Origin of the sequence: Streptomyces sp. NPDC006309 (assembly GCF_040613095.1) — a bacterium.
Lineage (GTDB): Bacteria > Actinomycetota > Actinomycetes > Streptomycetales > Streptomycetaceae > Streptomyces.
This window is the reverse complement of sequence record NZ_JBEXRO010000001.1, coordinates 380,647-402,199: the sequence shown is the minus strand read 5'-3', so window position 1 is coordinate 402,199 and position 21,553 is coordinate 380,647. Positions and strand designations below refer to the sequence as shown.

Sequence of the window (21,553 nt, the reverse complement as noted above, 5' to 3'; positions counted from 1 at the left end):
CTGTGTGCCGGTCCGCCCCTGGGCTTGTTCGGCCGGGGGTCCGGGGACGTCCCCGGGAATTGCAGTACCCGTCCATCGTCTCAGACGCGGTGACCCAGGACTTCGGGCTCAGGACCGGCCGCCGCGCCCCTAGTGTGGAGACATGGGCGCCTACGACACGGAGACCGAGGAACTCGCCGCCGCGGCGCGGGCCGCGCTGGTGCGGGAGATCGACGCCGACGGGGCCTGGGCCGGGGACCCGGTGTGGCGGGAGGCGTTCGCGGAGGTGCCCCGGCACCTGTTCGTGCCGTACTACTACGTCGTCGGACCGGGCGGTTACGAGCGCCGCTGGGGCGAGAGCAGCGACCGGCAGGCCCGCAGACGCTGGGTGCACGGCGCCTACGCGGACGTGCCGCTCGCCACCCGGCTGCGCGACGGCGAGCTGCTCTCCTCCAGCAGCCAGCCTTCGCTGATGGCGCAGATGCTGGTCGCGCTGTGTGTCAGGGACGGTGACCGGGTCCTGGAAGTGGGCGCCGGCACCGGCTACAACGCGGCCCTGCTCGCCCACCGGCTCGGCGACGACGGCCTCGTCACCACGATCGACCTGGAGCCGGAGATCACCGAGTCGGCCCGGCAGCACCTCGCGGCGGCCGGCTACCACCCGGTGGTGGTGACCGGCGACGGCGCTCGCGGGGTAGCCGAGCGCGCCCCCTTCGACCGGATCATCGCCACCTGCGAGCTGCCGACCGTCCCGCGCGCCTGGCTCGCCCAGTGCCGCCCCGGCGCCCGCGTGCTCACCCCGCTGGCCACCGGCCTGCTGGCCCTCACGGTGCACGGCCCGGGACACGCCGAGGGCCGCTTCCTGCCCACGGCCGCCTTCTTCGTACCGCTGCGCGGCGAGGGCCGGGCGGAACCCGAGGACGTGTCCCTCGCCGGGCTGCCGGGCCGGGCCCGCGCGCAGGAGCCGTTCCGCTTCCTGCTCGGGCTGACCCGGGGGACCCTCGATCCGCGGGAGGCGTACGCGCTGTGGGAGCGCGAGGGCGGCCCGGACCGCGGACGGTACGGCGTCACGGTCGGCGGCGGGCGTGCCTGGGCGTGGCTGGACGACCCGGAGGGGCCGTACCTCTGGCCCCTGCCGTGATCTCCCTCAGCCCCGGCGGACGGTGATCGACGTCCAGGCGCCCACGTGCACCCGGTCGCCGTCCTGGAGCGGGACCGGCACGAACGGCTGGATCGGCTCCTCCGACATGTTGACCGTGGTGCCGTTCGTCGAGTTCTGGTCCACGACGGCCCAGCCGCCGTCCGGCTGCTGCACCAGCACGGCGTGCTGATGCGAGACGCCCGGGTCCTCCGGCGGCACCGACAGGTCGATGTCGGGGGTGTCGCCGGTGGAGTGCCGGCGGCGGCCGATGGTGACCTGGTTGCCGGTGAGCGTGCGCTGCTGCTCCGGCGAGTACGCGGGCAGGTTCAGGCCCGCGGCCTCGGGGCCGGAGCGCTGCATCATCGCCATGAAGTACTCGCGGTCCGGGCCTATGGTCGCGGTCCAGGTGGCCGACTGCTGCGCGTGCTGGCCGTGCCGGCCGTGCGGGGCCTGGGGGAAGCCGCCGGGGCCCTGGGGAGCCTGGCCGGCGCCGGGCTGCGGGTAGCCGTAACCGCCGCCCTGGCCGCCGGGGCCCTGGCCGGGTCCGGACGGGTCGGAGGCCGACGGCGGGGGGAGTACCCAGTCGTCGTCACCGGGCCGGGTCCGGCCGCCCTCGCGCGGGAACGCGGGCGCAGCCGGGGCACCTCCCTGCTGGAACGCCTGCGGGGCACCGCCGGGACCCTGACCCTGACCGCCGCCGAAGCCGGACGGACCGCCAGGTCCCTGGGGGCCCTGACCCTGACCCTGGCCGTGGCTCTGACCGCCGCCGAAGCCGGGGCTCTGGGGGTCCTGCCCCTGACCCTGACCGCCGCCGAAGCCGGAGTGTCCACCGAAACCCTGACCCTGACCCTGGCCCTGCCCCTGGCTTCCGCCGTACCCCGAGGGGCCGCCGGGACCCTGCCCCTGACCGCCGCCGAAGCCGGACGGGCCACCGGGGCCCTGGGGGCCCTGACCCTGACCCTGGTCCTGGCCGCCGCCGAAGGCGGACCGGCCGGGCCGGCCCGGGGTGCCGGGGAAGGGCGGCGGGGGGCCGGGGCGGCGCTGGTTGCCGGGGGCGAAGGGGGGTGCGCCCGTGGGGCCGGGAGCGGTCGGCGGGCCGGCGGGGCGCCGTTCGCCGGCGAACGGCGTCGGACCCGACGGCTCGCTGGTGAAGGACGGGATCGGCTCGGCGGGCCGGTTCATCTGCGAGGGCCGGGAGCCCTGGTACTCGTATCCGTCACCGCCGCCGTACGTCGCGCTCGGCGGCTGGAACCGGGGCTGCGGCGAGCGCGGGGCGGCCGGGGTGTAGGAGGTCGCCGTGTTGGTCAGGAAGTTCCACCGGCACTCCTCGCAGAACGGCGCGCCGCCCTCGCGGGGCGTACGGCACTGCGGGCACAGTTCCGGCTCCGGTGCGGACCCGGCGGACGCGTGCGGGCGTCCGGCGCCGGTCCGGCCGCCGGGACCGCCCGGGCCGGCGGGCGGCGGGAAGCCGTAGCCACCGCCGGGCGGCGGCGGAGGGGGCGGAGGTACGGCACCGGCCATGCGGTGACCGCAGACCTCGCACCAGTCGTCGGAACCCGACTGGTGTCCGTTCGGGCAGGTCGGCATGTCGGTGCTTCCCCTTCTCCTGAGGGTCCGTCTGGATCGCTGCAATCGCTTCCAGGAGTCACTTCTTCACACGGACGGTCTTGGTGGACCGGGTCTCCAGAGTCATCTCGTCCGCCTCCGCGACCCTCGTCCTCAACCGCACAGTACCTGTCGCGGCGTCGACCACGTCCACCACCTTCGCAAGCAGTTTCGCAGTATCCGCGTTCCCCGAGGCGCTCGCCAGCTGAACCGCGCGCCCCAGTTTGGCCGTTGCTCCGTCGAAATCGCCCGCTTTGCGAAGGTCGAGGCCCTTCTGGATGACCTGTGCCAGTTCGGCCTGCCCGGTGTAGTGGGCGACTTGGGGGTTGATCGAGGTGGAGGCCGTCATGTCGTCCGTCCACACGGCCCGTACGAGCCCTTGCGCGCCGAGATTCTGTACCGTTCCGTCCGGTTGTGGGACGACCAGGGAGACCCGTGCGGCGAGCATCTCCTGTCCGATCCCGGCCGGCGGGACCGCGACGCACACGTGGTAGTCGCGGGACTCCTCGCCCCAGGACCCGGTGGGGTAGTCCCCGGCGCGCGGCCCGGCCTCGGTGCGGCGGTCGGTCAAGTCCTCCACGGCGGGCGCGACTTGCTTGACGAACCGGATGGCCGTGCCGACCGGCGTCCACACCCGCAGGGCGACGTCGGCGACCTCCTTGCCCATCGCCGTCTCCATCATCCGCGTGAAGTCGGCGGCCAGGCCGGCCGGGTCGGCGACGATGTCGGCGGTGCCGAGCAGCGCGGAGGCGATGCCTGTGACGTCTTTCACTTCCCAGTCGGTGCCCACGCCCCGCGCGTCACAGGTGAACCGTCCGGCGCACGCCTCCAGCGTGGCCCGCAGGTCGTCCGCCGGCTCGTGCTCGTTGCGGCCGTCGGTGAGCAGGATGCCGTGCCGGATGGTGACGTCCACCGAGGACAGCAGCCGGTCGGCGAGCCGCAGCCAGGTGCCGATGGCCGTACCGCCGCCCGCGCTCAGCCGGCGCAGCGCCTGTTTGGCCTGCTCGCGGGTGACGGAGTCGGCGACGGCGAGGCGTCCGCCGCCCGGGTAGACCTCCTCGGCGACGTGGGTGCCGCCGATCACCGCGAAGTGCGTGCCGTCGCGCAGGGTGTCGATCGCGGCGGCCGTGGCGTCCCGCGCGTTGCGCATCTTGGCCGGCGGGTGGTCCATGGAACCCGAGCAGTCGACCATGACCGCCACGGCGGCGGACGGCTCCCGCCCCGGTGCGTGGCCGGATGCGGCGGGCGCGGTGCCGGCGCCGCCGACGGTGCCGCCGCCGGTCGCCGTCACCGTGACGACGGCGTTGACCTCGCTGCCGCCCTCGGGCAGGTACTCGTTCTGGTACACGTCCACCGAGAACTGCGGCGCGTTCGGCTTCGCGAAACTGGCCATGCTGGTTCACATCCCCCTCGGACACCCCGCGGAAGCGAGGCCACGCAACTGAGCGGACCGGTCCCCTCCGGTCCGTCGAGGCCTCCCCGTTCCGGCCTCAGGCCGATCCTGCCCCCTGGCGCGGCGCCGGGAACGGCAGCACGGCCACTGTTACGTTGTCGTGGCCCCCGCCGTCCAGGGCGTGACCGACCAGCACCTGGGCGCTGTGCAGCGGACGGTCCGCCGCGTCCGCCGGCACGACCTCGGACAACTCCTCCGCCGACTCGGCGTAGTTCCACAGTCCGTCGGTGCACACCACCACGGTGCCGGGCCGGTCCGGTTTGAACGACGCGGTGTGCGGGTCCAGTTCGTAGGCGTCCGCGCCGAGCCAGCCGGTGATCGCGTGGGCGCGCTGGTCGGCGTACGCCTCGGCCTCGCTCATCAGGCCGGCGGCGACCATCTGCGCGGCCCAGGAGTCGTCCTCGGTCAGCCGGGCGGGCGGCGCGCCGCGGTCGGCGGGCACCCAGTAGGCCCGGCTGTCGCCGACCCAGCCGACGACCAGCAGCCCCGAGGTGACCACCGCACCGACGATCGTGCAGGCCGGCGCGTTCTGGTGCGGGGCCTGCTCGCGGGCCGTGGCGGGCTCGTCGGCGAGCGCGTCGACCGCCTGCGCGGCGGCGACGATCGCCTCGTGCATCGCCTGCTGCGGGTGGGTGCCGCGCTCCAACGCGGCCAGCAGGATGTCACCGGCCGCATTGGAGGCGGCCAGGGACGCGTCGTCGGGACGGGTCGCGGACGACACGCCGTCACAGACGACCGCCAGCGCCGCCGGGGTGCCGTCCGGCAGCGTGGTGTGGCCGACGGCGAAGGCGTCCTCGTTGCGGTGATGGCGCAGCCCGCGGTCGCTGACGGCGGCGACCGGACCCGACTCCCGCTCCACGTGGTCGCGTTCGCGGGGCTGGGCGTGTCCGCAGTTCTCGCAGTAGCCGTCGCTGTCCACCCGGCCCGTCCGGCAGGCCACGCACACCGTCGCCGTACCTGCCGGGGCGCCGGGACCGGGGGACAGCCGTGGGTCCGGTGCCTGGAGCGGGTACTCCTCGGGCTCCGCCGGCCGGTCCAGCCGCACCCCGGGGCCGGTGGACCGCTCGGCGTCGGACTCGTGCCCGGACAGCGGTGTGCCGCCCGAGTCGGTGCCGGGCAGGTCGGCCGGCAGGTGCACCCCGGGCGCGGTCCCGGCGGAGCCCGGCGGTTCGGGGGCCGGCCAGTCCACGCCGTCGCCGGGCGCGCCGGGACCGGTCATGGTGGGGGTCGGCCGGTCCTGCGGGGGAGCGGGGACCACCGAGAGGTCGTACCCGCACGCTCCGCAGAACAGGTCACCCCGCTCGACGGGCTCCGCGCAGCTCGGGCACTTCGGCAGTGCGGCCTGCTGAGGCATCTGCGACATCGACTACACCCACGTCCGGGGGCGGTAACGGTTGGCCCGTTCCACCAGCTCGATCCTTTCGTCGCCGCCGGGCGCCAGCCGGGCCAGCGTGCGGTAGGCGCGCTCCAGGCCGAAGCGCAGGCCCCGCTCGTCCAGACCGCTGCCCAGCAGCACCCGGCCGCCGGCGGCGGGGCCGGTGTCCTGGCCTCCGGAGAGTATCCAGTCCAGGGCGCAGCCGAGCACCTCCGCCGTCAACTGCTCGCGCCGGGCCGGGTCCAGACCGTACACCTGGAGCGCCTCGATCTGCCCGGCGGCGGCCGTCAGGTCGTCCAGGAACGGTACGTCGCCGGCGCTCGCCGTGCGCTGTCTCAGACGGGCCCGGACGGCGGCGACCCGGGCGGCCGTGTAGTGGATGGACGACTCCGGCACCGACTCCAGCGTCGTCACGGCGCCGCGCCGGTCCCCGGCCGCGAGCCGCACCCGGGCCAGGCCGAACGCGGCGCTCACGTAGCTCGGGTCGGTCGTCCACACCAGGCGGTAGTACTCGGCCGCGTTGTCCGGCTGGCCCAGCACCTCGGCGCACAGGCCGAGCGCCAGCTTGGGCGCGGCCTCGCCGGGGAAGGCGTCGTAGATCGCGTCGAAGGCGAGGGCGGCGCCCTCGAAGTCGCCGGTGGCCAGAGCGGTGACGCCCCGGTACCAGACCACCCGCCAGTCGTCGGGCCGTTCCTCGTCCAGATCGGCCAGGCCGGCCAGCGCGGCCCGGTGGTCGCCGCTCTCCAGCCGGGCGCGGATCTGCCGCAGCCGGGTCGCGACGGACCGGGTGGGCGCCGCGGCCAGGGCACCGATCAGCTCGGCCGGCGCGGAGGCCATGAGGCCCGCCAGGAAACCGGCGTCGGGGTCGGTGGGGTCGACCAGCGGGACCGGCAGGGCCAGGGCGGCGGCGGGGGTGTCGACGGGCCTGACCAGGGCCGCCGGGACCGGAACGGGCACGCCCGCGGCCTGCGCCCCGGGAGCCGGCATCCCGGGAGCCGCCACCGCGGCAGCCGAGACGGCCGCGCCCGGCGCCGCCGGAACCGGAGCCACCACCGCCGGACCCGGTGCCGAACTCGCCGGAGCCGAGGCCGAAGTCCCCGAAGCCGCCACGGCCGGAGCCGAAGCCGCCACCGCCGGAGCCGACGCCGAACTCCCCGGAGCCGAGGCCGAAGTCCCCGAAGCCGCCACCGCCGGAGCCGGAACCGCGGCCGCCACCGCCGGAGTCGGAGGCACCCGAGCTCCCGCTGCCGGAGCCGCACCCGGAGTCACCGCGGTCGCTACCGCCGCGCCCCCGCCCCGCTTCCGGCCGCGTACCGCGCGTGCCCCCAGCCGGGACACCTCCCCGTGCAGCCGTGGGAACAACTCCGTGTCCGTGACCTTCAGCTCGGGCCCGAACAGCGTCGACAGCGCGGGACGGGCGTGTCCGGTCTGGAGCGACACGACCTCCCGCAGCACGCCCGTCAGCTGGTCGGCCATCTCCTGGGCGGAGGCGAACCGGCGGGCCGGGTCGGGGTCGGTGGCGCGGACCAGGAGCCGGTAGAAGGACTCGTACCGGTGGAAGACCTCGATGCTGTCGGGGTCGGGCAGACGGTCGGCGTAGACGTTCGTGTAGCCCTGGAAGTCGAACGCCAGCACGGCGAGCGTACGGCCCACCGTGTACAGGTCGCTGGCCACCGACGGGCCGGTCTCGGCGACCTCCGGTGCCTGGTAGCCGACCGTGCCGTAGATGGCCGACTCGTCGTCGTCCATCCTGCGCACCGCGCCCATGTCGATCAGCTTGAGCTGGTCCTCGGTCTGGATGGCGTTGTCGACCTTGAAGTCGCAGTACAGCAGGTTGCGGCTGTGCAGGTGGCCGAGCGCCTCCAGCGCCTCGATGCCGTACGCGCACGCCTGCTCCACCGGCAGCGGGTCGCGCCGGCCGTCGGCGGTGCGGCGGGCGTTGGCGATCTCCTTGAGGGACTTGCCGCCGACGTACTCCATGACGATGTAGCCGTCGAGGGAGCCGGTGCGCTGGTCCAGGTGCTCGACGAAGTTGTAGATCCGCACGATGTTGGCGTGCTCGATCTCCGCGAGGAACCGCCGTTCGGAGATCGCCGCGGCCATCGCGTCCTGGTCGCCGGTGTCCAGCAGGCCCTTGAGCACCACCCAGCGGTCGGAGACGGCCCGGTCCACGGCGAGGTAGACCCAGCCGAGTCCGCCGTGCGCGAGGCAGCCGGCGACCTCGTACTGGCCGTGCACGATGTCCCCGGTCCGCAGCTTGGGCACGAAGGAGTACGGGTGCCCGCACTTGGTGCAGAAGCCCTCCGTGCGGCCCGGCCGCTCGCCCCGGGCCCGGCCCACCGGCGCCCCGCAGTCCGAGCGGGAGCAGAACCGCTTGCGCTCAGGCACCTGAGGGTGGTCCAGCACCATGGCGCGCGGGTCCGGCCGCGGTACCTGCGGCACGGCGACCAGCCCCGCGCCCAGCCGCCCGCGCGTGGACGGACCGGACGACGCGCCGGAGCTGCGCACCGACACCGAACGGCCGGCGGACGCGCCGGACAGCGACCGGGAGAGCCGCCCGGACACCGAGCGCCGGGACCTCGACGACTGGGACGACGTACGCGCGCTGCGGGAACTGCCGCTCTGCGCGGAGCCCCTGGTGACCCCGGTGGGCGGCGAGCCGACCGATCCGGTCGCGGAGACGACCGGCGCGAGACCGCAGGTGTCGCAGTACAGTTCGCCGCCGCCGACGTCCTCGTACGCTCCGCCGCAGCCCGGCCGCTGGCAGGTCTGCCCCGGCTGACTCATGACTGGTCCCCCCTGCCGTCCTGCGGCGCGCTCGCGCTGCCCAGTGTCTCGGCCGCCGCCCGCTGGTAGCGCAGGACGGCCTGTTCGGCGACGCGCAGGTCGCAGGGCGCGCTCCACAGCATGCGCCGGGCCGCGTCGTACCGCTCGACCAGCAGCGGGTCCTGAGCGAATCCGTGCCGGGCGACCTTGGCCCGGTAGGCGTCGAGCCGGCCGCGCAGCTCGGCGCGGACCGCGAGCGGCGCGGTGACCGCGGTCAGCGACTCGCGGGCGCGCAGCAGTTCGTCCTCCGCCTTGCGCTCCAGGTCCTCCAGCAGCGGGGAGAGCCGGTGCCAGCGGGCCTGCCTGCGGTACTCGGCCGCGGTGCTCAGCTGCTCGTGGAGCGCGGTCGGGGGCCCGCTGACCACCGGCACCTCGGTCGCGGCGATCTTCGCCAGCACCTCGCCGCGCGCGGCACGGGCCTCGGCGAGGGTGCGGTCCGCGCGCGAGAGGACGTCCCGCAGCCGGATCAGCCGGGCCTCCGCGTCCTGGCGGACCGTCAGCACCGCGTCGATCTCCCGTCGTACGTCCTCCAGGGCGCGCGCCTCACGGTCGTACACCGTCGTGTCCGGACGGCCGCCGCCGGGCGCGGAACTGCCCGCGGCCGGCACCCAGAAGGCGAGCGGGTCCGAGACGACGTCCTCGCGCAGCCGGGTCAGCGTGCGCGTGATCCGTTCCAGGTCGTCGCCGGCCGGGTGTTCGCCGGGGCGCACGCCCACGGAGTGCGCGAGCTGCCGGGTGCGCTGGAGCTCCTCGGCGAGCAGATCGATCCGCGCGGGCAGCGCCGACCACACCGCGTCGGCGGCGACGATCACGTCCAGGCTCGTCGCGTACAGCTCGTTCATCCGGTCCACCAGCGCCGACAGCGTGAACGTCTCGCTCAGCCTGCCGGTGCCGCTGTCGGGGACGGTCACACACTCGCCGCGCAGCAGCCCGGTCAGCTGCGCCAGGTCCTCACGGCTGGACCAGCGGCGCCGGGCGCGGATCTGCCGGGCGCCGCGCAGCGCGGACGTGTACGCGTCGAAGCACGCCCACAACGCGGTGATCCGCGCTTCCGTGGCCTGCCAGCGCTCCTCGGTGACACCGGTCAGTGCGGCCCCTTCGAGGAGTCTGCGGCCCGCGTGGTCCTGGAGGGCCAGCAGCGAGGTCTCGATCGCCTCGTGCTCCTGGCCGAGCCGCGCCAGCGCACGGTCCACCTCGTCCCGGTCCATCACCGGCCCGGCGGGGTCCGTGACGCCCATCGATCACCTCTCGCTCGCTGTGTTTCCGGTCGGGTGCGGCTCAACCGCCGTGCAGGTACTGCGGCACGGGCGGTTTCGACGCGGCCGGATCCTTACCCAGTGTCGCCGACAGCCACTTGTCGTACGACGCCTGCCAGCCGTTCGCGCGGTAGTCCACCAGGACGCGGTTGACCCGGCGTACCAGGTCGGTGGCGTCCCTCCGCATCGCCACGCCGTAGTACTCCTCGGTGAACGCCTCACCCTTCAGTGCGACGGTCGGGTCCTGTGCCGCCTGGCTCGCGGCGAGCGCGCCGTCGGTCACCACCGCGTCCACCTCGCCGAGTTGGAGGCGGACCAGGCAGTCGAGCTGGCTGGGGACGGTGGTGGAGATGTCGGTGGAGGCGGGCAGCCGGCCGTCCTTGCGGTCGGCGTCCAGCTTGGTGTGCGCGGTCGAACCGGCCGACGTGCAGACCTTCTTGTGGGCCAGCGAGCCGTCGTAGCCGGTGATCGGCGAGGACTTGGGGGCGAGGACCTGTTGCCCCGTCTTGAAGTAGGGCGCGGAGAAGGCGACGTGGGCGAGCCGGTCGCAGGTGATCGTCATGGTCCGTACGACCATGTCCACCCGCCCGTTCTCGATGGCGGGGATGCGCTGGCTGGTCGGGATGGCCTTGAACTGCACCGCTTCCGGGTCGCCGAGGATGTCCTGGGCGATCCGGTGGACGAGGTCGATGTCGAAGCCCTCCAGCTCCGCGCCCTCGGTGCTGGGGTTGCGGTAGCCCCAGCGGTAGCTGTTCTGGTCGACGCCGACGATCAGCTTGCGCCGGGCGCCCGTACGGGCCTTGATGGCGTCGATCACCGGCCCGTCGGCGCCGGACGGGGCGAGCGTGCGCCGGTGGGCGTCCGCGTCCGCGCAGCCGTCGGCGCGGGCCTGGGTGGCGGTGACGGTCCGCCGGGCGGCCCGCTCGGGCACCGGCGTCTGGATGCACGGCAGCAGCAGGGCGAACGCCAGCGCCAGCGCGCACAGCACCGCCATCGCGGCGACCCCGCCCCAGCCCCGCAGCGAGGCCCGTGCACGGCTCGTGTCCATCGCCCTGCCCCCTGTCACCGGTACTCCGAGAGCCGGCGCCCGACACCGGCGACGGCACCGGCCGCGCCCAGCACCGCGAGCGCGGCCGCGCCGGCCGGCAGCCCGGTCATGGCGTCGCGGCCGTCCCCGGCCGCCTGACGGAACTCGGCCTGCTCGTGGCCGATGGCGCGGACGAGGCTGCGGTCCACGCCGTCGAAGCACTGGCCGGTCGCGCCCTTCGCGCCGATCACCTTGTCGAGCGCCTGCTGGTAGTTGCCGTTCTCGTCCTCGGCCCGCGCCGCGGCGTGGCGCTGCTTCCACACCGCCATGTCGGTCTCGGCCGCCTCGACCGGGGCGGTGCCCTCCTGGTCGTCGGCGAGCCTCGCGGCCTCGGTCAGTCCCTTGCCGAGCACGGCCATGTCCTTGTCGAAGTCGTGGTAGTAGGCGTCGTAGGACGTGCCGCCGACCGTGACGGTCTCGGCGCCGCGCGACACCAGGCTCAGGTTCTCGTTGCCGCGTGCCTTCAGGGACGCGATCCGGGCGTCGTGCAGGACGTTGAGCGACCGGATGCCGTGCTCGTAGGAGCCGTCGAGTCCCGACCGGGCGAACGCGTGCCCGACGACCAGCCACAGCAGGGCGACGGTGGTCGCGGCGGTGGCGGCGACCAGACCGTGGTTGAGGACGCGGTGGGTGCGCCGGTACATGCGGTGCTGGGCCCGGCCGAGCGCGGCGAGGGCGAGCACACCGAGGGCGATCGCCGCCCACGGGTACGGTGTCGCGTCCCCGTAGTCGCCGGTGAGCCGCCGGTTCTCCGTCGAGTAGAGGTCCTCCGCCGCCGGGAGCATCTGCTTCTGCATCTTCTCGTTGGCGTAGCGCAGATAGGCGCCGCCCACCGGGTAGCCCTGCCGGTTGTACGTACGGGCCCGCTCGACCAGGCCCTTGTACTCCGGCAGCAGCCGGTTCAGCCGGGCGATGGTCGCCTCGGAGGCCGAGCCGGGTTCGGCGTTGGCGGCGGCCGTGACGAGTCCGGTCGCGGCGGTCCTGATGTCCTTCTCGTACCGGTCCCGGGAGTCCGGGGTCTCCTGCCCGCCCGCCAGGTAGCCGGTGGAGGCGGCCGTGTTGGCGTCCGCCAGCGACCGGTAGATCCCGGCCGCGCCCGCGCTGAGCGGCTGGCTGCGGTGCAGCACGTCGTCGGCGGCGGCGGACCGGGCACTGGTCTGCCAGGCCGCGACCGCCCCGAACGCGAGGACCAGCAGGGCCAGTACGGCGCCGATCACGCGCAGCCGTCCCGGCTCGGTCGTCGCGGCGGCGCGCAGCCGCTCGGCCCCCTCGGCGAACGCGGTGCGCCGGGTGGGCGGCACCGGCGGGACGACGGCCACGGGCTCCCCGGGGCGGCCGGCCCGGGCGGGGATGCCGGGGGCGGCGGGAGCGCCGGGGGTGCCGGGTGTGCCGGAAAGACCGGGGACACCGAAGGCGCCCGGGGCGCCGGGTGTGCCGGGGAGACCGTGCGGACCAGGGGCACCACGGAGGCCGGACGCGCCGGCGGGTACGGACGGCCGGGCCGGCGGTGGCACCGCGCTGCTCTTCGGCGGTTGTGTCACTCGACCTCCCCCGTGGTCATCCGTTCGCCGCCCAGTATCTCCGCCGGCACCGGCAACCGCACCGGCCTTCACGGGATCTTGATCGGATCGCAGTGTGCCCGGGGGCGTGTGCCGCCGGGCGCACCACCCCCCGGTGAGGAACACGACGGTGAGGGGGGATCGGTTCCCCCGGGATGCGGCCGGCACCCCGGGGGAGCGGTCACCGGGTCGCGCGCTCCCAGTGCCCGCGTGCCCGGTCCCCGGCCTCGGCTCCGGCCCCGAGCCGGTCCAGGCCCAGCAGGGCCGCGCCCAGGACCGGGCCGGCCGTGACCACGCGGACGGTGGCCTTGGGGGCGCGGGCGGCCAGCAGCGCGCGGATCCCGTCGTCGAGCCGGGCGTGGCCGGCCGTCAGGACGCTGCCGCCCAGCACGACCGGGGTCTCCTCGGCGAGCAGGTCGAGGCGGGTCAGGGCGACCGTGGCCATCACCGTGACCTCCTCGGCGAGCCGGGTGACGAGCGCGCCGGCCACCGGGTCGCCGGCCGCGGCCGTGGCGAAGAGGACCGGGGTCAGCTCGTGGCGGCGGTCGTGCGCGACGTGCTCCAGGTGCAGGGCCTCGATGAGGGCGTACATGGTCGGCAGGCCGAAGTGCGCGGGCAGGGTGCGGGACAGGGCCGTCGGCTCGCCGCGTCCGTCCTCCGCCCGGGCCGCGTGCCACAGCGCCTCCTCGGCCAGACCCCAGCCGCCGCCCCAGTCGCCGGAGATACGGCCGATCGCCGGGAAGCGGGCGGTGCGGCCGTCGGGGCGCATGCCCACGCAGTTGATGCCCGCGCCGCACACCACCGCCACGCCACGGGGCTCGGCGACGCCCGCGCGCAGCACGGCGAAGGTGTCGTTGCGGACCTCCACCGACGTGCCCCACGCCCGTGCGCGCAGCGCTGCCGCCAGGCGCTCCTCCTCCACCGGGAGGTCGGCGTTGGCCAGACAGGCCGACACATGGGTCACGGAGGTCACCCCGGCGTCCGCGAACGCCCGGGTCACCGGCTCCGCCAGCGCGTCCAGCGCCGCGGTCACCCCCACGGCGGGCGGGCGGAAGCCGCCGCCGCGGGCCGTGGCCAGGACCTCGCCGGCGGCGGTGACCACGGCCACGTCGGTCTTGCTGTTGCCCGCGTCGACGGCGAGGACCGTCGGCGGTTCGGCTGCGGTCAGGCCCACGCCAGATGCTCCCGGTTGTGTGCGATGAGACGGTCGGTGAGGGTCTCGGCGTACGCGTACTGGGCGATCAGGGGATGCGCCAGCAACGCGCGGAAGACGCGGTCCCGGCCGCCGCGCAGCGCCGCGTCCAGGGCCAGGTCCTCGTACGCCGTCACGTTGGCGACCAGGCCCGAGAACAGCGGGTCCAGGGCGGGGACCGGGAGCGGGACCGGCCCCGCCGGGCCGACCGCCGCCTGGACCTCGATCACCGCGTCGTCGGGGAGGAAGGGCAGCGTGCCCCGGTTGAGGGTGTTCACCACCTGGTAGGGGCTGCCGCCACCGCCGAGCAGGGCCGCGGCCAGGTCCACGGCGGCCTCCGAGTAGTAGGCGCCGCCGCGCTCGGCCAGCAGGGCCGGCTTCTCGTCCAGGGCCGGGTCGCCGTACATCGTCAGCAGTTCGGCCTCCATGGCGGCCACTTCGGCGGCCCGGGAGGGCTTGGTGCCGAGTTCCCGGACGACCTCGTCGTGCGCGTAGTAGTAGCGCAGGTAGTACGACGGGACGACGCCGAGGCGGTCCAGGAGGGCGCGGGGGAGGCGGAGGTCGGCGGCGATCGCCTCACCGTGCTCCGCCAGCAGCCCGGGCAGGACGTCGTCGCCCTCGGGGCCGCCCAGCCGTACGCCGGTCTCCCACGTGAGGTGGTTCAGGCCGACGTGGCCGAGGTGGAGTTCCGCCGGGGCCACGCCCAGCAGCGCGGCGAACTTGCGCTGCAAGCCGATCGCCACGTTGCACAGGCCGACCGCCCGGTGGCCCTCCCGGAGCAGGGCGCGGGTGACGATGCCGACCGGGTTGGTGAAGTCGACGATCCAGGCACGCGGGTTGGCGCGGCGGACCCGTTCGGCGATGTCGAGCACGACGGGGACGGTGCGCAGGGCCTTCGCCAGGCCGCCGGCGCCGGTCGTCTCCTGGCCGACGCAGCCGCACTCCAGCGGCCAGGTCTCGTCCTGCTGCCGGGCCGCCTGGCCGCCGACGCGCAGTTGCAGCAGGACCGCGTCGGCGCCGTCGATCCCCGCCTCCAGGTCGGACGTCGTCACGACACGGCCGGGGTGGCCCTGCTTGGCGAAGATGCGCCGGGCCAGGCCGCCGACCAGCTCCAGCCGGTCCGCCGCCGGATCCACGAGGACGAGTTCCTCCAGCGGCAGGGTGTCGCGCAGGCGGGCGAAGCCGTCGACGAGTTCGGGCGTGTAGGTCGAGCCGCCGCCGACCACGGTGAGTTTCACAGCCAGATCAACCCTTTACTCCGGTGAGGGTGACGCCCTCGACGAATGCCTTCTGGGCGAAGAAGAACACGAGGATCACGGGGGCCATGACGAGCACGGTCGCCGCCATGGTGAGGTTCCAGTCGGTGTGGTGGGCGCCCTTGAAGGACTCCAGGCCGTAGGACAGGGTCCAGGCGCCGGGGTTCTCCGACGCGTAGATCTGCGGGCCGAAGTAGTCGTTCCAGGCGTAGAAGAACTGGAAGAGGGCCACGGCGGCGATGCCCGGCCTGGCCATGGGCAGGACCACCCGGACGAGGGTGCGCAGGTCGCCGCAGCCGTCGACCTTCGCCGCGTCCAGGTACTCGTTCGGGATGGTCATCAGGAACTGGCGCAGCAGGAAGACGGAGAACGCGTCCCCGAACGCCATCGGGACGATCAGCGGCCACAGCGTGCCGGACAGGTCCAGCTGCTTCGCCCAGAACAGGTACATCGGGATGACGACCACCTGCGGGGGCAGCATCATCATCGAGATCACCAGCATGAGTGACAGGTTGCGGCCGCGGAAGCGGAACTTGGCGAGCGCGTACGCCACCGGCACCGAGGACACCACGGTCAGGACGGTGCCTAGGCCGGCGTAGACCAGCGTGTTGCGCCACCAGGTGAGGAAGCCGGGGGTGTCGAAGACCTTCCGGTAGTTGCCCCACTCCCAGGTGTGCGGGATCAGGTCGCGGCTCAGTGCCTGGCTGTCGCTCATCAGCGAGGTCAGCACCACGAACACGAACGGCAGGGTGAAGAACAGGGCGGCGGCGACGCCGAGGGAGTGGACCGCGACCCACTCCAGCAGCGCCCTGCGGCGGGCGGCGCGCCCGGCCGCGGAGACGGACGGCGCCGGCCGCACGGGCTGGTCCAGTACGTGGGTCATGGTCAGTCACCTGCCTGGATCAGGCCGCCCCGGCGCCGCATCAGCAGCGCGGTGAACGCCATCGACAGGGCGAACAGCACCAGCGCCACCGCGCAGGCCGAGCCGTAGTCGAAGCGCTGGAAGCCGAGGTTGTAGACGAGCTGGGGGAGGGTGAGGGTGGACTTGTCGGGGTAGCCGGGCTCGAACTGGGTGCCCGCGCCCTGGATCACGCCGGAGGCGACCTTCCCGGCGACCAGCGGCTGGGTGTAGTACTGCATGGCCTGGATCACGCCGGTGACGACGGCGAACATCACGATCGGCGAGATGTTCGGCAGGGTCACGTACCGGAACCGCTGCCACGCCGAGGCGCCGTCCAGCTCGGCCGCCTCGTACTGCTCGGTGGGCACGTCCAGCAGCGCGGCCATGAAGATGACCATCAGGTCGCCGATGCCCCACAGGGCGAGCAGGGTCAGCGCGGGCTTGGACCAGGCGGGGTCGCTGAACCAGCCCGGGGCCGGGATGCCGGTCTTCTCCAGGAGGGAGTCGACGGGGCCCGTGCCGGGGTTGAGGAGGAACGCGAAGGCCATGGTCGCCGCGACCGGCGGGGCCAGGTAGGGCAGGTAGAACAGGGTGCGGAAGACGCCAGTACCGGTCTTGATCTTCGTGATGAGCAGGCCGACGCCGAGTCCGAAGAGCACCCGGAGGCTCACCATGACCGCGACCAGCCACAGCGTGTTGCGCAGGGCGGGCCAGAACAGCGGGTAGTGCGCGAAGACGTACGTCCAGTTCTTCCCGCCGGTCCACCGCGGCGGCTGGAAGCCGTCGTAGTGCATGAAGGAGAAGTAGACGGTGGAGAGCAGCGGGTAGGCGAAGAAGACCGCGAAGCCGATGAGCCAGGGCGACATGAAGGCGAGCGTGCGCAGGGCCGAACGCCGGCGCCTGGAGGCGAGGGTGACGGTGCTCATCACCGGGCCTGCGCGATGTCCGTGTCGATCTGCGCGGCCGTCCTCCGCAGCCCGGCCTTCAGATCGGTGACCTTGCCGCTCTCGTAGTCGTAGCCGAACTGCTGGATCGTCACCAGGTACACCCCGCCGTTGAGGGAGGCGGGCGTGGTGGTGGAGTGCGGGTTCGCGGCGATGTCCAGGAACGTCCTGAAACGCGGGTCGTACTTCAGCTTCGGGGACTTCAGCGCGGCCAGCGTGGAGGGCACGTTGTGGATGGCGTTGGCGAAGCCGACCACCGCGTCCGTGTCCGTGGTCATGTACTTCACCAGCTCCCAGGCCGCGTTCTGCTTGTGGCTGGTGGCGGCGATGCCCGCGACGGTGCCGGTGATGTAGCCCTTGCCGTACTCGCCGGCCCGGTCGTCCGGCACGGGCAGCGGGGCCACGCCGATCTCGAAGCCGGGCTTGGCCTCCTCCGCCATGCCGAGCCGCCACTCGCCGTCGAGCTGCATGGCGACCTGGCCGGTGTGGAAGGGGTGCCGGGCGCCCCACTCGTCACCGAGGGTGGACCGGAACCGCTCCAGCCTGCGGAACCCGCCGAGTTCGTCGACGAGCTTCTTCTGGAGCGTGAACCCCCGCTGGAACGCGGGGTCCTCGGCGACCCGGGACTTGCCGTTCCGGTCGAAGTAGGTCGGGGAGAACTGGGCGAGGTAGTGCTCGGTGGTGGACTCCCAACCGTGGTAGTCCGGCATGAACCCGAGCTGCCGGTAGCCGTCGCCCTGGCGGACCGTCAGCTTCTTGGCGTCGGCCGTGAACTGCGACCAGGTGCGGGGCGGTGCCGTGATGCCCGCCTTCCGGAAGGCCGTCTTGTTGTAGTACAGCCCGTACGCGTCGCCGAGCAGCGGGACCGTGCAGCGGTTGCCCTCGAAGCTCGTGTACTCGTTCATCGGCTTCGGGAACGTCGTGCCCGGGTCGATCCGGGACTTCTCGAAGAACGGGTCCAGGTTCACCAGGGCACCGGAGGAGCAGAACCTGCCCACGTTGTTGGTGGTGAACGAGGAGATCACGTCCGGGGCGTTGCCGCCGCCGGAGCGCAGCGCCTGGTTGATCTTGTCGTCGGTCATGTTGCCGACGACGTTCACGTGGATGTTGGGGTGCGCCTTCTCGAAGCCGGCGATCAGCGACCGGACGGCCTTCACCTCGTTCGGCGCGCTCCAGGCGTGCCAGAAGTTGATCGTCGTGTTCTTCGAGGCGTCGTCCGTGGCGCCCGTACCGGACCGGCCGGTACAGGCGGTGGTGAGCAGGGCCAGCGACGCGGTCAGGGCAAAAGCCGTCTTTCGGACAGCTGAGGGTATGACGTCGGGCATGGCGAGGTCTCCCAGGGGCGGGTGGGCGGGACGGGGAGTGCTACCGGGGTGCGGCGGGCTCAGTGCGAGGTGTCGAAGACCTCGTCGCGGGTGGCGGCGAGCGCGGACTCCAGCGCGCCGCGCAGGACGGGGTGTTCGCGGACGTCACCGACGACCAGCCGGGGGCGGGCCGCGGCCAGCTCCTCCAGTTCGGCCTGGACGAGGGCGCGCAGCACCTCGCCGCCGGCCGTCAGGGCGGAGCCGCTGAGGACGACGAGTTCGGGGTCGAGGACGGAGACGAGGGAGGCGAGACCGGTGGCCAGCCGGGTCGCGTAGGTCCGCAGCAGTTCCCGGTGGGGGCCGCCGGCGTGGTCGGCGGCGCGGGCGACGAGCGCGGTGGCGGCCTCGGCGTACGGCCCCGGCGGCACGTCCTCGATGCCGAGTTCGCGGGCCAGCACCGGTACGGCCTGGGAGCCGGCCAGCTCCTGGTAGCCGCCGCTGTTGGCCTTCGTGACCTGCCGGACGAGGGGGGCGCCCGGCACCGGCAGGAAGCCGACCTCGCCGGCGCCGCCGGTCCAGCCGCGGTGCAGCCGGCCGCCGAGGACCAGGGCGGCGCCGAGTCCCTCCTGGTTCCACAGCAGCACGAAGTCCGCGTGGCCGCGGGCCGCGCCGAGGCGTTGCTCGGCGATGGCGGCGAGGTTGACGTCGTTCTCGTACTCGACCGGCATCGGCAGTGCCGCCGCGAGTTCGTCGAGGAGGCTGGGGGAGTGCCAGCCGGGCAGGTGGGAGGCGTAGCGCAGGCGGCCGGTGCCCGGGTCGAAGGCGCCGGGGGTGCCGATGACCAGCCGGTGCACGTCGGACCGGGCGAGCCCGGCGGCCTTGACGGCACCGTCCAGCGCGTCGGTGACCTGCTGGACGACGGGTCGGGCGGGCCGCCGGCCGGGGGTGGGCAGCCGGTACTCGCCGACCGTGCGGCCGGTGATGTCGGCGACGGCGGCCCGGATGCGGTGCGGGGTGACGTCGAGCCCGGCGGCGTACGCGGCGGCCGGGTCGATCGCGTACAGCTGGGCGTTGGGGCCCGGCCGGCCCTCGCTGGTCCCGGTGAGCCGGACCAGGCCGGCCGCCTCCAGGCGGGCCAGCAGCTGGGAGGCGGTGGGCTTGGACAGGCCGGTGAGCTTGCCGATCCGGGTGCGCGACAGCGGCCCGTGCTCCAGCAGCAGGTCCAGGGCGGCACGGTCGTTCATGGCGCGCAGGACGCGCGGGGTGCCCGGCGTACCGGCGGTTCCTGCCATGCGGGTCGACACCTGCCTTTCCAGCCGCCCAGCTTTTCAGTGACCGGGGGACGGCGTCCAGTCTTGATCGACGGCCGCCGGGAGATCACTGTTAGGAAAGTTTCCTATTCGGATGGGAGGAACGTAAGCCCAGGACGAAGGGGGCGTCAATAGACAACGCCCCCGAGGCAACGGAGTCGTTACCTCGGGGGCGTGCGCGGTGCGGGTGGCGCAAGGGGCTCTCGCACGGCACCGGCGACCTGACCGCTCCGGGCGGGGGCGCCTGGGTCCGCGAGGCTACCGGCCGGCCTGCGGCCCGCTCAGCCGGTGACGAACGGGGCCCTGTCCAGGGTGGGGTACGGCGCCGGGAGCGGCAGGGGTTCACCGAGGTCGACCTTGGTGTCGGTGCCGTAGTACGCCTCGGTGGGGTCGTCGCCGGGGAGGACCGGTTCCGTGCAGCAGTGGGCCGTCCTGGAGTGACGGTCGACGAGAACGTAGACGGGGACGCCGGCGGCGGCGTAGGTGCGCAGCTTGGGGCCGGTGTCCGTCTCGTGGTTGGTGGAGGTGACCTCCCCGACGAGGGCGAGCATGTCGATGGGGTACCAGCCCTTGTGGGCTTTGCGGTACGACTCGTCGAGCTCGGTCGGCCTGCGGCGGCGGACGTAGAAGTCCGGCACGATCAGGGCCATGGTCTTGCCGTCTTCGTGTGACGCGCGGTAGCCATTACCCATGCCCACGAGGCGGAACCCAGCCGCACGGAACTGGAAACTCAGCTCGAATGCGCCGTCGTTGTGATCGTCGTTCGGTTGCGGCGGCACGATGGCCGTCCCCTCGATGTACTCGGGTCGAATCGGCATCGAGGTTGCCTCTTCGATCGCGCTCAACAGGTCGATGGGGTCCACCTGCGTCATCACCGGCTCCATGATCGGTTCGGCGCTCATCGCTGGTTCTCCTTGCTGCACTGGTGCCAGGCTAGGGCCTTTCTTCCGGATCAGGCCGGTTTCAGCCGACTGCGCCTCCTGGCCGACCCGAGCGGGGGCCTGGTGCGTGCAGCTGCAAGGCGGAGGAGGGAGTCGACGCGGAGCGTCGGCGAGCGACGACAACGCCGCAGATGTGCGTGCCAGGCCCCGCGACGCCGGCAGGATCCGGAAGACAGGCCCTGAGCCCGCGCTGGGGCCCCGGCAGAACGATGGGGCATCCGGGGTGCGTTGCGCGGCAGAATGCGCCATCCGTTCACTCGAACGAGCGTGCTGAACCGTTCCGCTACTTCGCCGGCGGTGCCGGACGCTGTGCCGCGATCGGGGCCGTCGCATCCACCTGCGGGGAGTCCGCGTTGGCGTACGCCGACGGGGCCGCGACGGCGGTCGCCGGGTCGGGGGTGTTCTCCGCGTCCTCCAGGGCCGTCGCGCCGCCCACGATGCGGATGCTCGCCGCGTCGAACGCCCGCTTGATCCGCCAGCGCAGCTCCCGTTCGACCGTCACCGACTTGCCCGGCATGGTCTTCGCCGAGACACGGACCACCATGGAGTCGATCAGCACGGAGTCCAGGCCGAGTACCTCGACCGGGCCCCACAGCAGCTCGTTCCAGGGCTCTTCCTTGCTCATCTTCTCGGCGACCTCGTCGAGCGTGGCGCGGACCCGGTCCAGTTCCTCGCTGGCCCGCACGGTCACGTCGACGCCGGCCGTCGCCCAGCCCTGGGAGAGGTTGCCGATCCGCTTGACCTCGCCGTTGCGGACGTACCAGATCTCGCCGCCGTCACCGCGCAGCTTGGTCACGCGCAGCCCGACCTCGATCACCTCACCGGTGGCCACACCCGCGTCGATCACGTCACCGACGCCGTACTGGTCCTCCAGGATCATGAAAACACCGGAGAGGAAGTCCGTGACCAGGTTCCGGGCGCCGAAACCGATGGCCACACCCGCGACACCGGCGGACGCCAGCAGCGGCGCCAGGTTGATCTTGAACGTGCCCAGCACCATCAGCGCGGCCGTGCCGAGGATCAAGAAGCTGGCCACCGACCGCAGCACCGAGCCGATCGCCGCCGCCCGCTGCCGCCGCCGCTCGGCGTTGACCAGCAGCCCGCCCAGCGCGCTGCCGTCCACGGCCTGCACGGTCCGGTTCATCCGGTCGATCAGCTTGGTGATCGACCGCCGCACCACCGCTCTGAGCGAGACCGCCACGATCACGATCAGCAGGATCTGGAGACCCATCGCGAGCCATGTCGACCAGTTCTGCTCGACCCAGCTCGCCGCGTTCGTCGCGCTGTCCTGGGCGTCCTGGAGGGACGGCACGGCCGGCGCCGTCGACTGCGAGGGGGACGGAGACGGTGACGGGGACGCGCCGGCGGCCATCAGGGCGATGGGCAGGGACAACACGGCAGGTACCTCCAGGTGCTGCGCGGTC

General features: G+C 73.6%; 16 protein-coding genes. 1 reads left to right on the top strand and 15 read right to left on the bottom strand.

The genetic code is table 11. The features are described from left to right. Positions 1 to 142 precede the first annotated feature (142 nt). A complete protein-coding gene (locus ABZ117_RS01780; protein ID WP_356816379.1) occupies positions 143 to 1,120 on the top strand; it encodes a methyltransferase domain-containing protein in 978 nt (325 codons plus the stop codon). Between the two features lie 6 nt (positions 1,121 to 1,126). Here the strand turns inward: ABZ117_RS01780 and ABZ117_RS01775 are convergent, their stop codons facing one another. The 15 genes from ABZ117_RS01775 to ABZ117_RS01705 form a co-directional block, all read right to left on the bottom strand. Beyond that, the gene (locus ABZ117_RS01775; protein ID WP_356816378.1) at positions 1,127 to 2,707 is read right to left on the bottom strand and encodes an FHA domain-containing protein; all 1,581 of its coding nucleotides are present in this window, start codon (positions 2,705 to 2,707) and stop codon (positions 1,127 to 1,129) included. Between the two features lie 58 nt (positions 2,708 to 2,765). Further along, positions 2,766 to 4,118: a VWA domain-containing protein gene (locus ABZ117_RS01770; protein WP_356816377.1), complete on the bottom strand. Its 1,353-nt coding sequence runs from the start codon at positions 4,116 to 4,118 to the stop codon at positions 2,766 to 2,768. 97 nt (positions 4,119 to 4,215) lie between these two features. Then, complete coding sequence (locus tag ABZ117_RS01765) at positions 4,216 to 5,541, bottom strand: protein phosphatase 2C domain-containing protein (protein ID WP_356816376.1); 1,326 nt, start codon at positions 5,539 to 5,541, stop codon at positions 4,216 to 4,218. 3 nt (positions 5,542 to 5,544) lie between these two features. Continuing rightward, positions 5,545 to 8,340, bottom strand: a complete 2,796-nt coding sequence (locus tag ABZ117_RS01760) for a tetratricopeptide repeat protein (RefSeq protein WP_356816375.1) — start codon at positions 8,338 to 8,340, stop codon at positions 5,545 to 5,547. Then, positions 8,337 to 9,617, bottom strand: coding sequence for a hypothetical protein (locus ABZ117_RS01755; RefSeq protein WP_356816374.1), 1,281 nt, complete (start codon positions 9,615 to 9,617; stop codon positions 8,337 to 8,339). The genes ABZ117_RS01760 and ABZ117_RS01755 overlap by 4 nt, the downstream gene beginning before the upstream one ends. Before the next feature lie 40 nt (positions 9,618 to 9,657). Then, on the bottom strand, positions 9,658 to 10,683 hold the full coding sequence (locus ABZ117_RS01750; RefSeq protein ID WP_356816373.1) for a glutamate ABC transporter substrate-binding protein: 1,026 nt from the start codon (positions 10,681 to 10,683) through the stop codon (positions 9,658 to 9,660). Between the two features lie 14 nt (positions 10,684 to 10,697). Beyond that, positions 10,698 to 12,041, bottom strand: a complete 1,344-nt coding sequence (locus ABZ117_RS01745) for a hypothetical protein (protein WP_356816372.1) — start codon at positions 12,039 to 12,041, stop codon at positions 10,698 to 10,700. Between the two features lie 421 nt (positions 12,042 to 12,462). After that, positions 12,463 to 13,455 carry a BadF/BadG/BcrA/BcrD ATPase family protein gene (locus tag ABZ117_RS01740; RefSeq protein ID WP_356816371.1) on the bottom strand — a complete coding sequence of 331 codons (993 nt, stop codon included), beginning with the start codon at positions 13,453 to 13,455 and terminating at the stop codon, positions 12,463 to 12,465. Continuing rightward, positions 13,446 to 14,711 carry a 6-phospho-beta-glucosidase gene (locus tag ABZ117_RS01735; protein ID WP_356816370.1) on the bottom strand — a complete coding sequence of 422 codons (1,266 nt, stop codon included), beginning with the start codon at positions 14,709 to 14,711 and terminating at the stop codon, positions 13,446 to 13,448. The genes ABZ117_RS01740 and ABZ117_RS01735 overlap by 10 nt, the downstream gene beginning before the upstream one ends. A gap of 7 nt (positions 14,712 to 14,718) precedes the next feature. Continuing rightward, positions 14,719 to 15,612 carry a carbohydrate ABC transporter permease gene (locus ABZ117_RS01730; RefSeq protein ID WP_356816369.1) on the bottom strand — a complete coding sequence of 298 codons (894 nt, stop codon included), beginning with the start codon at positions 15,610 to 15,612 and terminating at the stop codon, positions 14,719 to 14,721. 2 nt (positions 15,613 to 15,614) lie between these two features. After that, the gene (locus ABZ117_RS01725) at positions 15,615 to 16,556 is read right to left on the bottom strand and encodes a sugar ABC transporter permease (RefSeq protein ID WP_356816368.1); all 942 of its coding nucleotides are present in this window, start codon (positions 16,554 to 16,556) and stop codon (positions 15,615 to 15,617) included. Further along, positions 16,556 to 17,899: an ABC transporter substrate-binding protein gene (locus ABZ117_RS01720; RefSeq protein WP_356816367.1), complete on the bottom strand. Its 1,344-nt coding sequence runs from the start codon at positions 17,897 to 17,899 to the stop codon at positions 16,556 to 16,558. Before ABZ117_RS01720 ends, ABZ117_RS01725 begins: the two co-directional genes overlap by 1 nt. A 59-nt stretch (positions 17,900 to 17,958) precedes the next feature. After that, positions 17,959 to 19,170, bottom strand: coding sequence for an ROK family transcriptional regulator (locus tag ABZ117_RS01715; protein WP_356816366.1), 1,212 nt, complete (start codon positions 19,168 to 19,170; stop codon positions 17,959 to 17,961). A 299-nt stretch (positions 19,171 to 19,469) separates the two neighbouring features. Continuing rightward, positions 19,470 to 20,090, bottom strand: coding sequence for a Uma2 family endonuclease (locus ABZ117_RS01710; RefSeq protein ID WP_356816365.1), 621 nt, complete (start codon positions 20,088 to 20,090; stop codon positions 19,470 to 19,472). 322 nt (positions 20,091 to 20,412) lie between these two features. Beyond that, positions 20,413 to 21,522, bottom strand: coding sequence for a mechanosensitive ion channel family protein (locus tag ABZ117_RS01705; protein ID WP_356816636.1), 1,110 nt, complete (start codon positions 21,520 to 21,522; stop codon positions 20,413 to 20,415). Positions 21,523 to 21,553 lie beyond the last annotated feature (31 nt).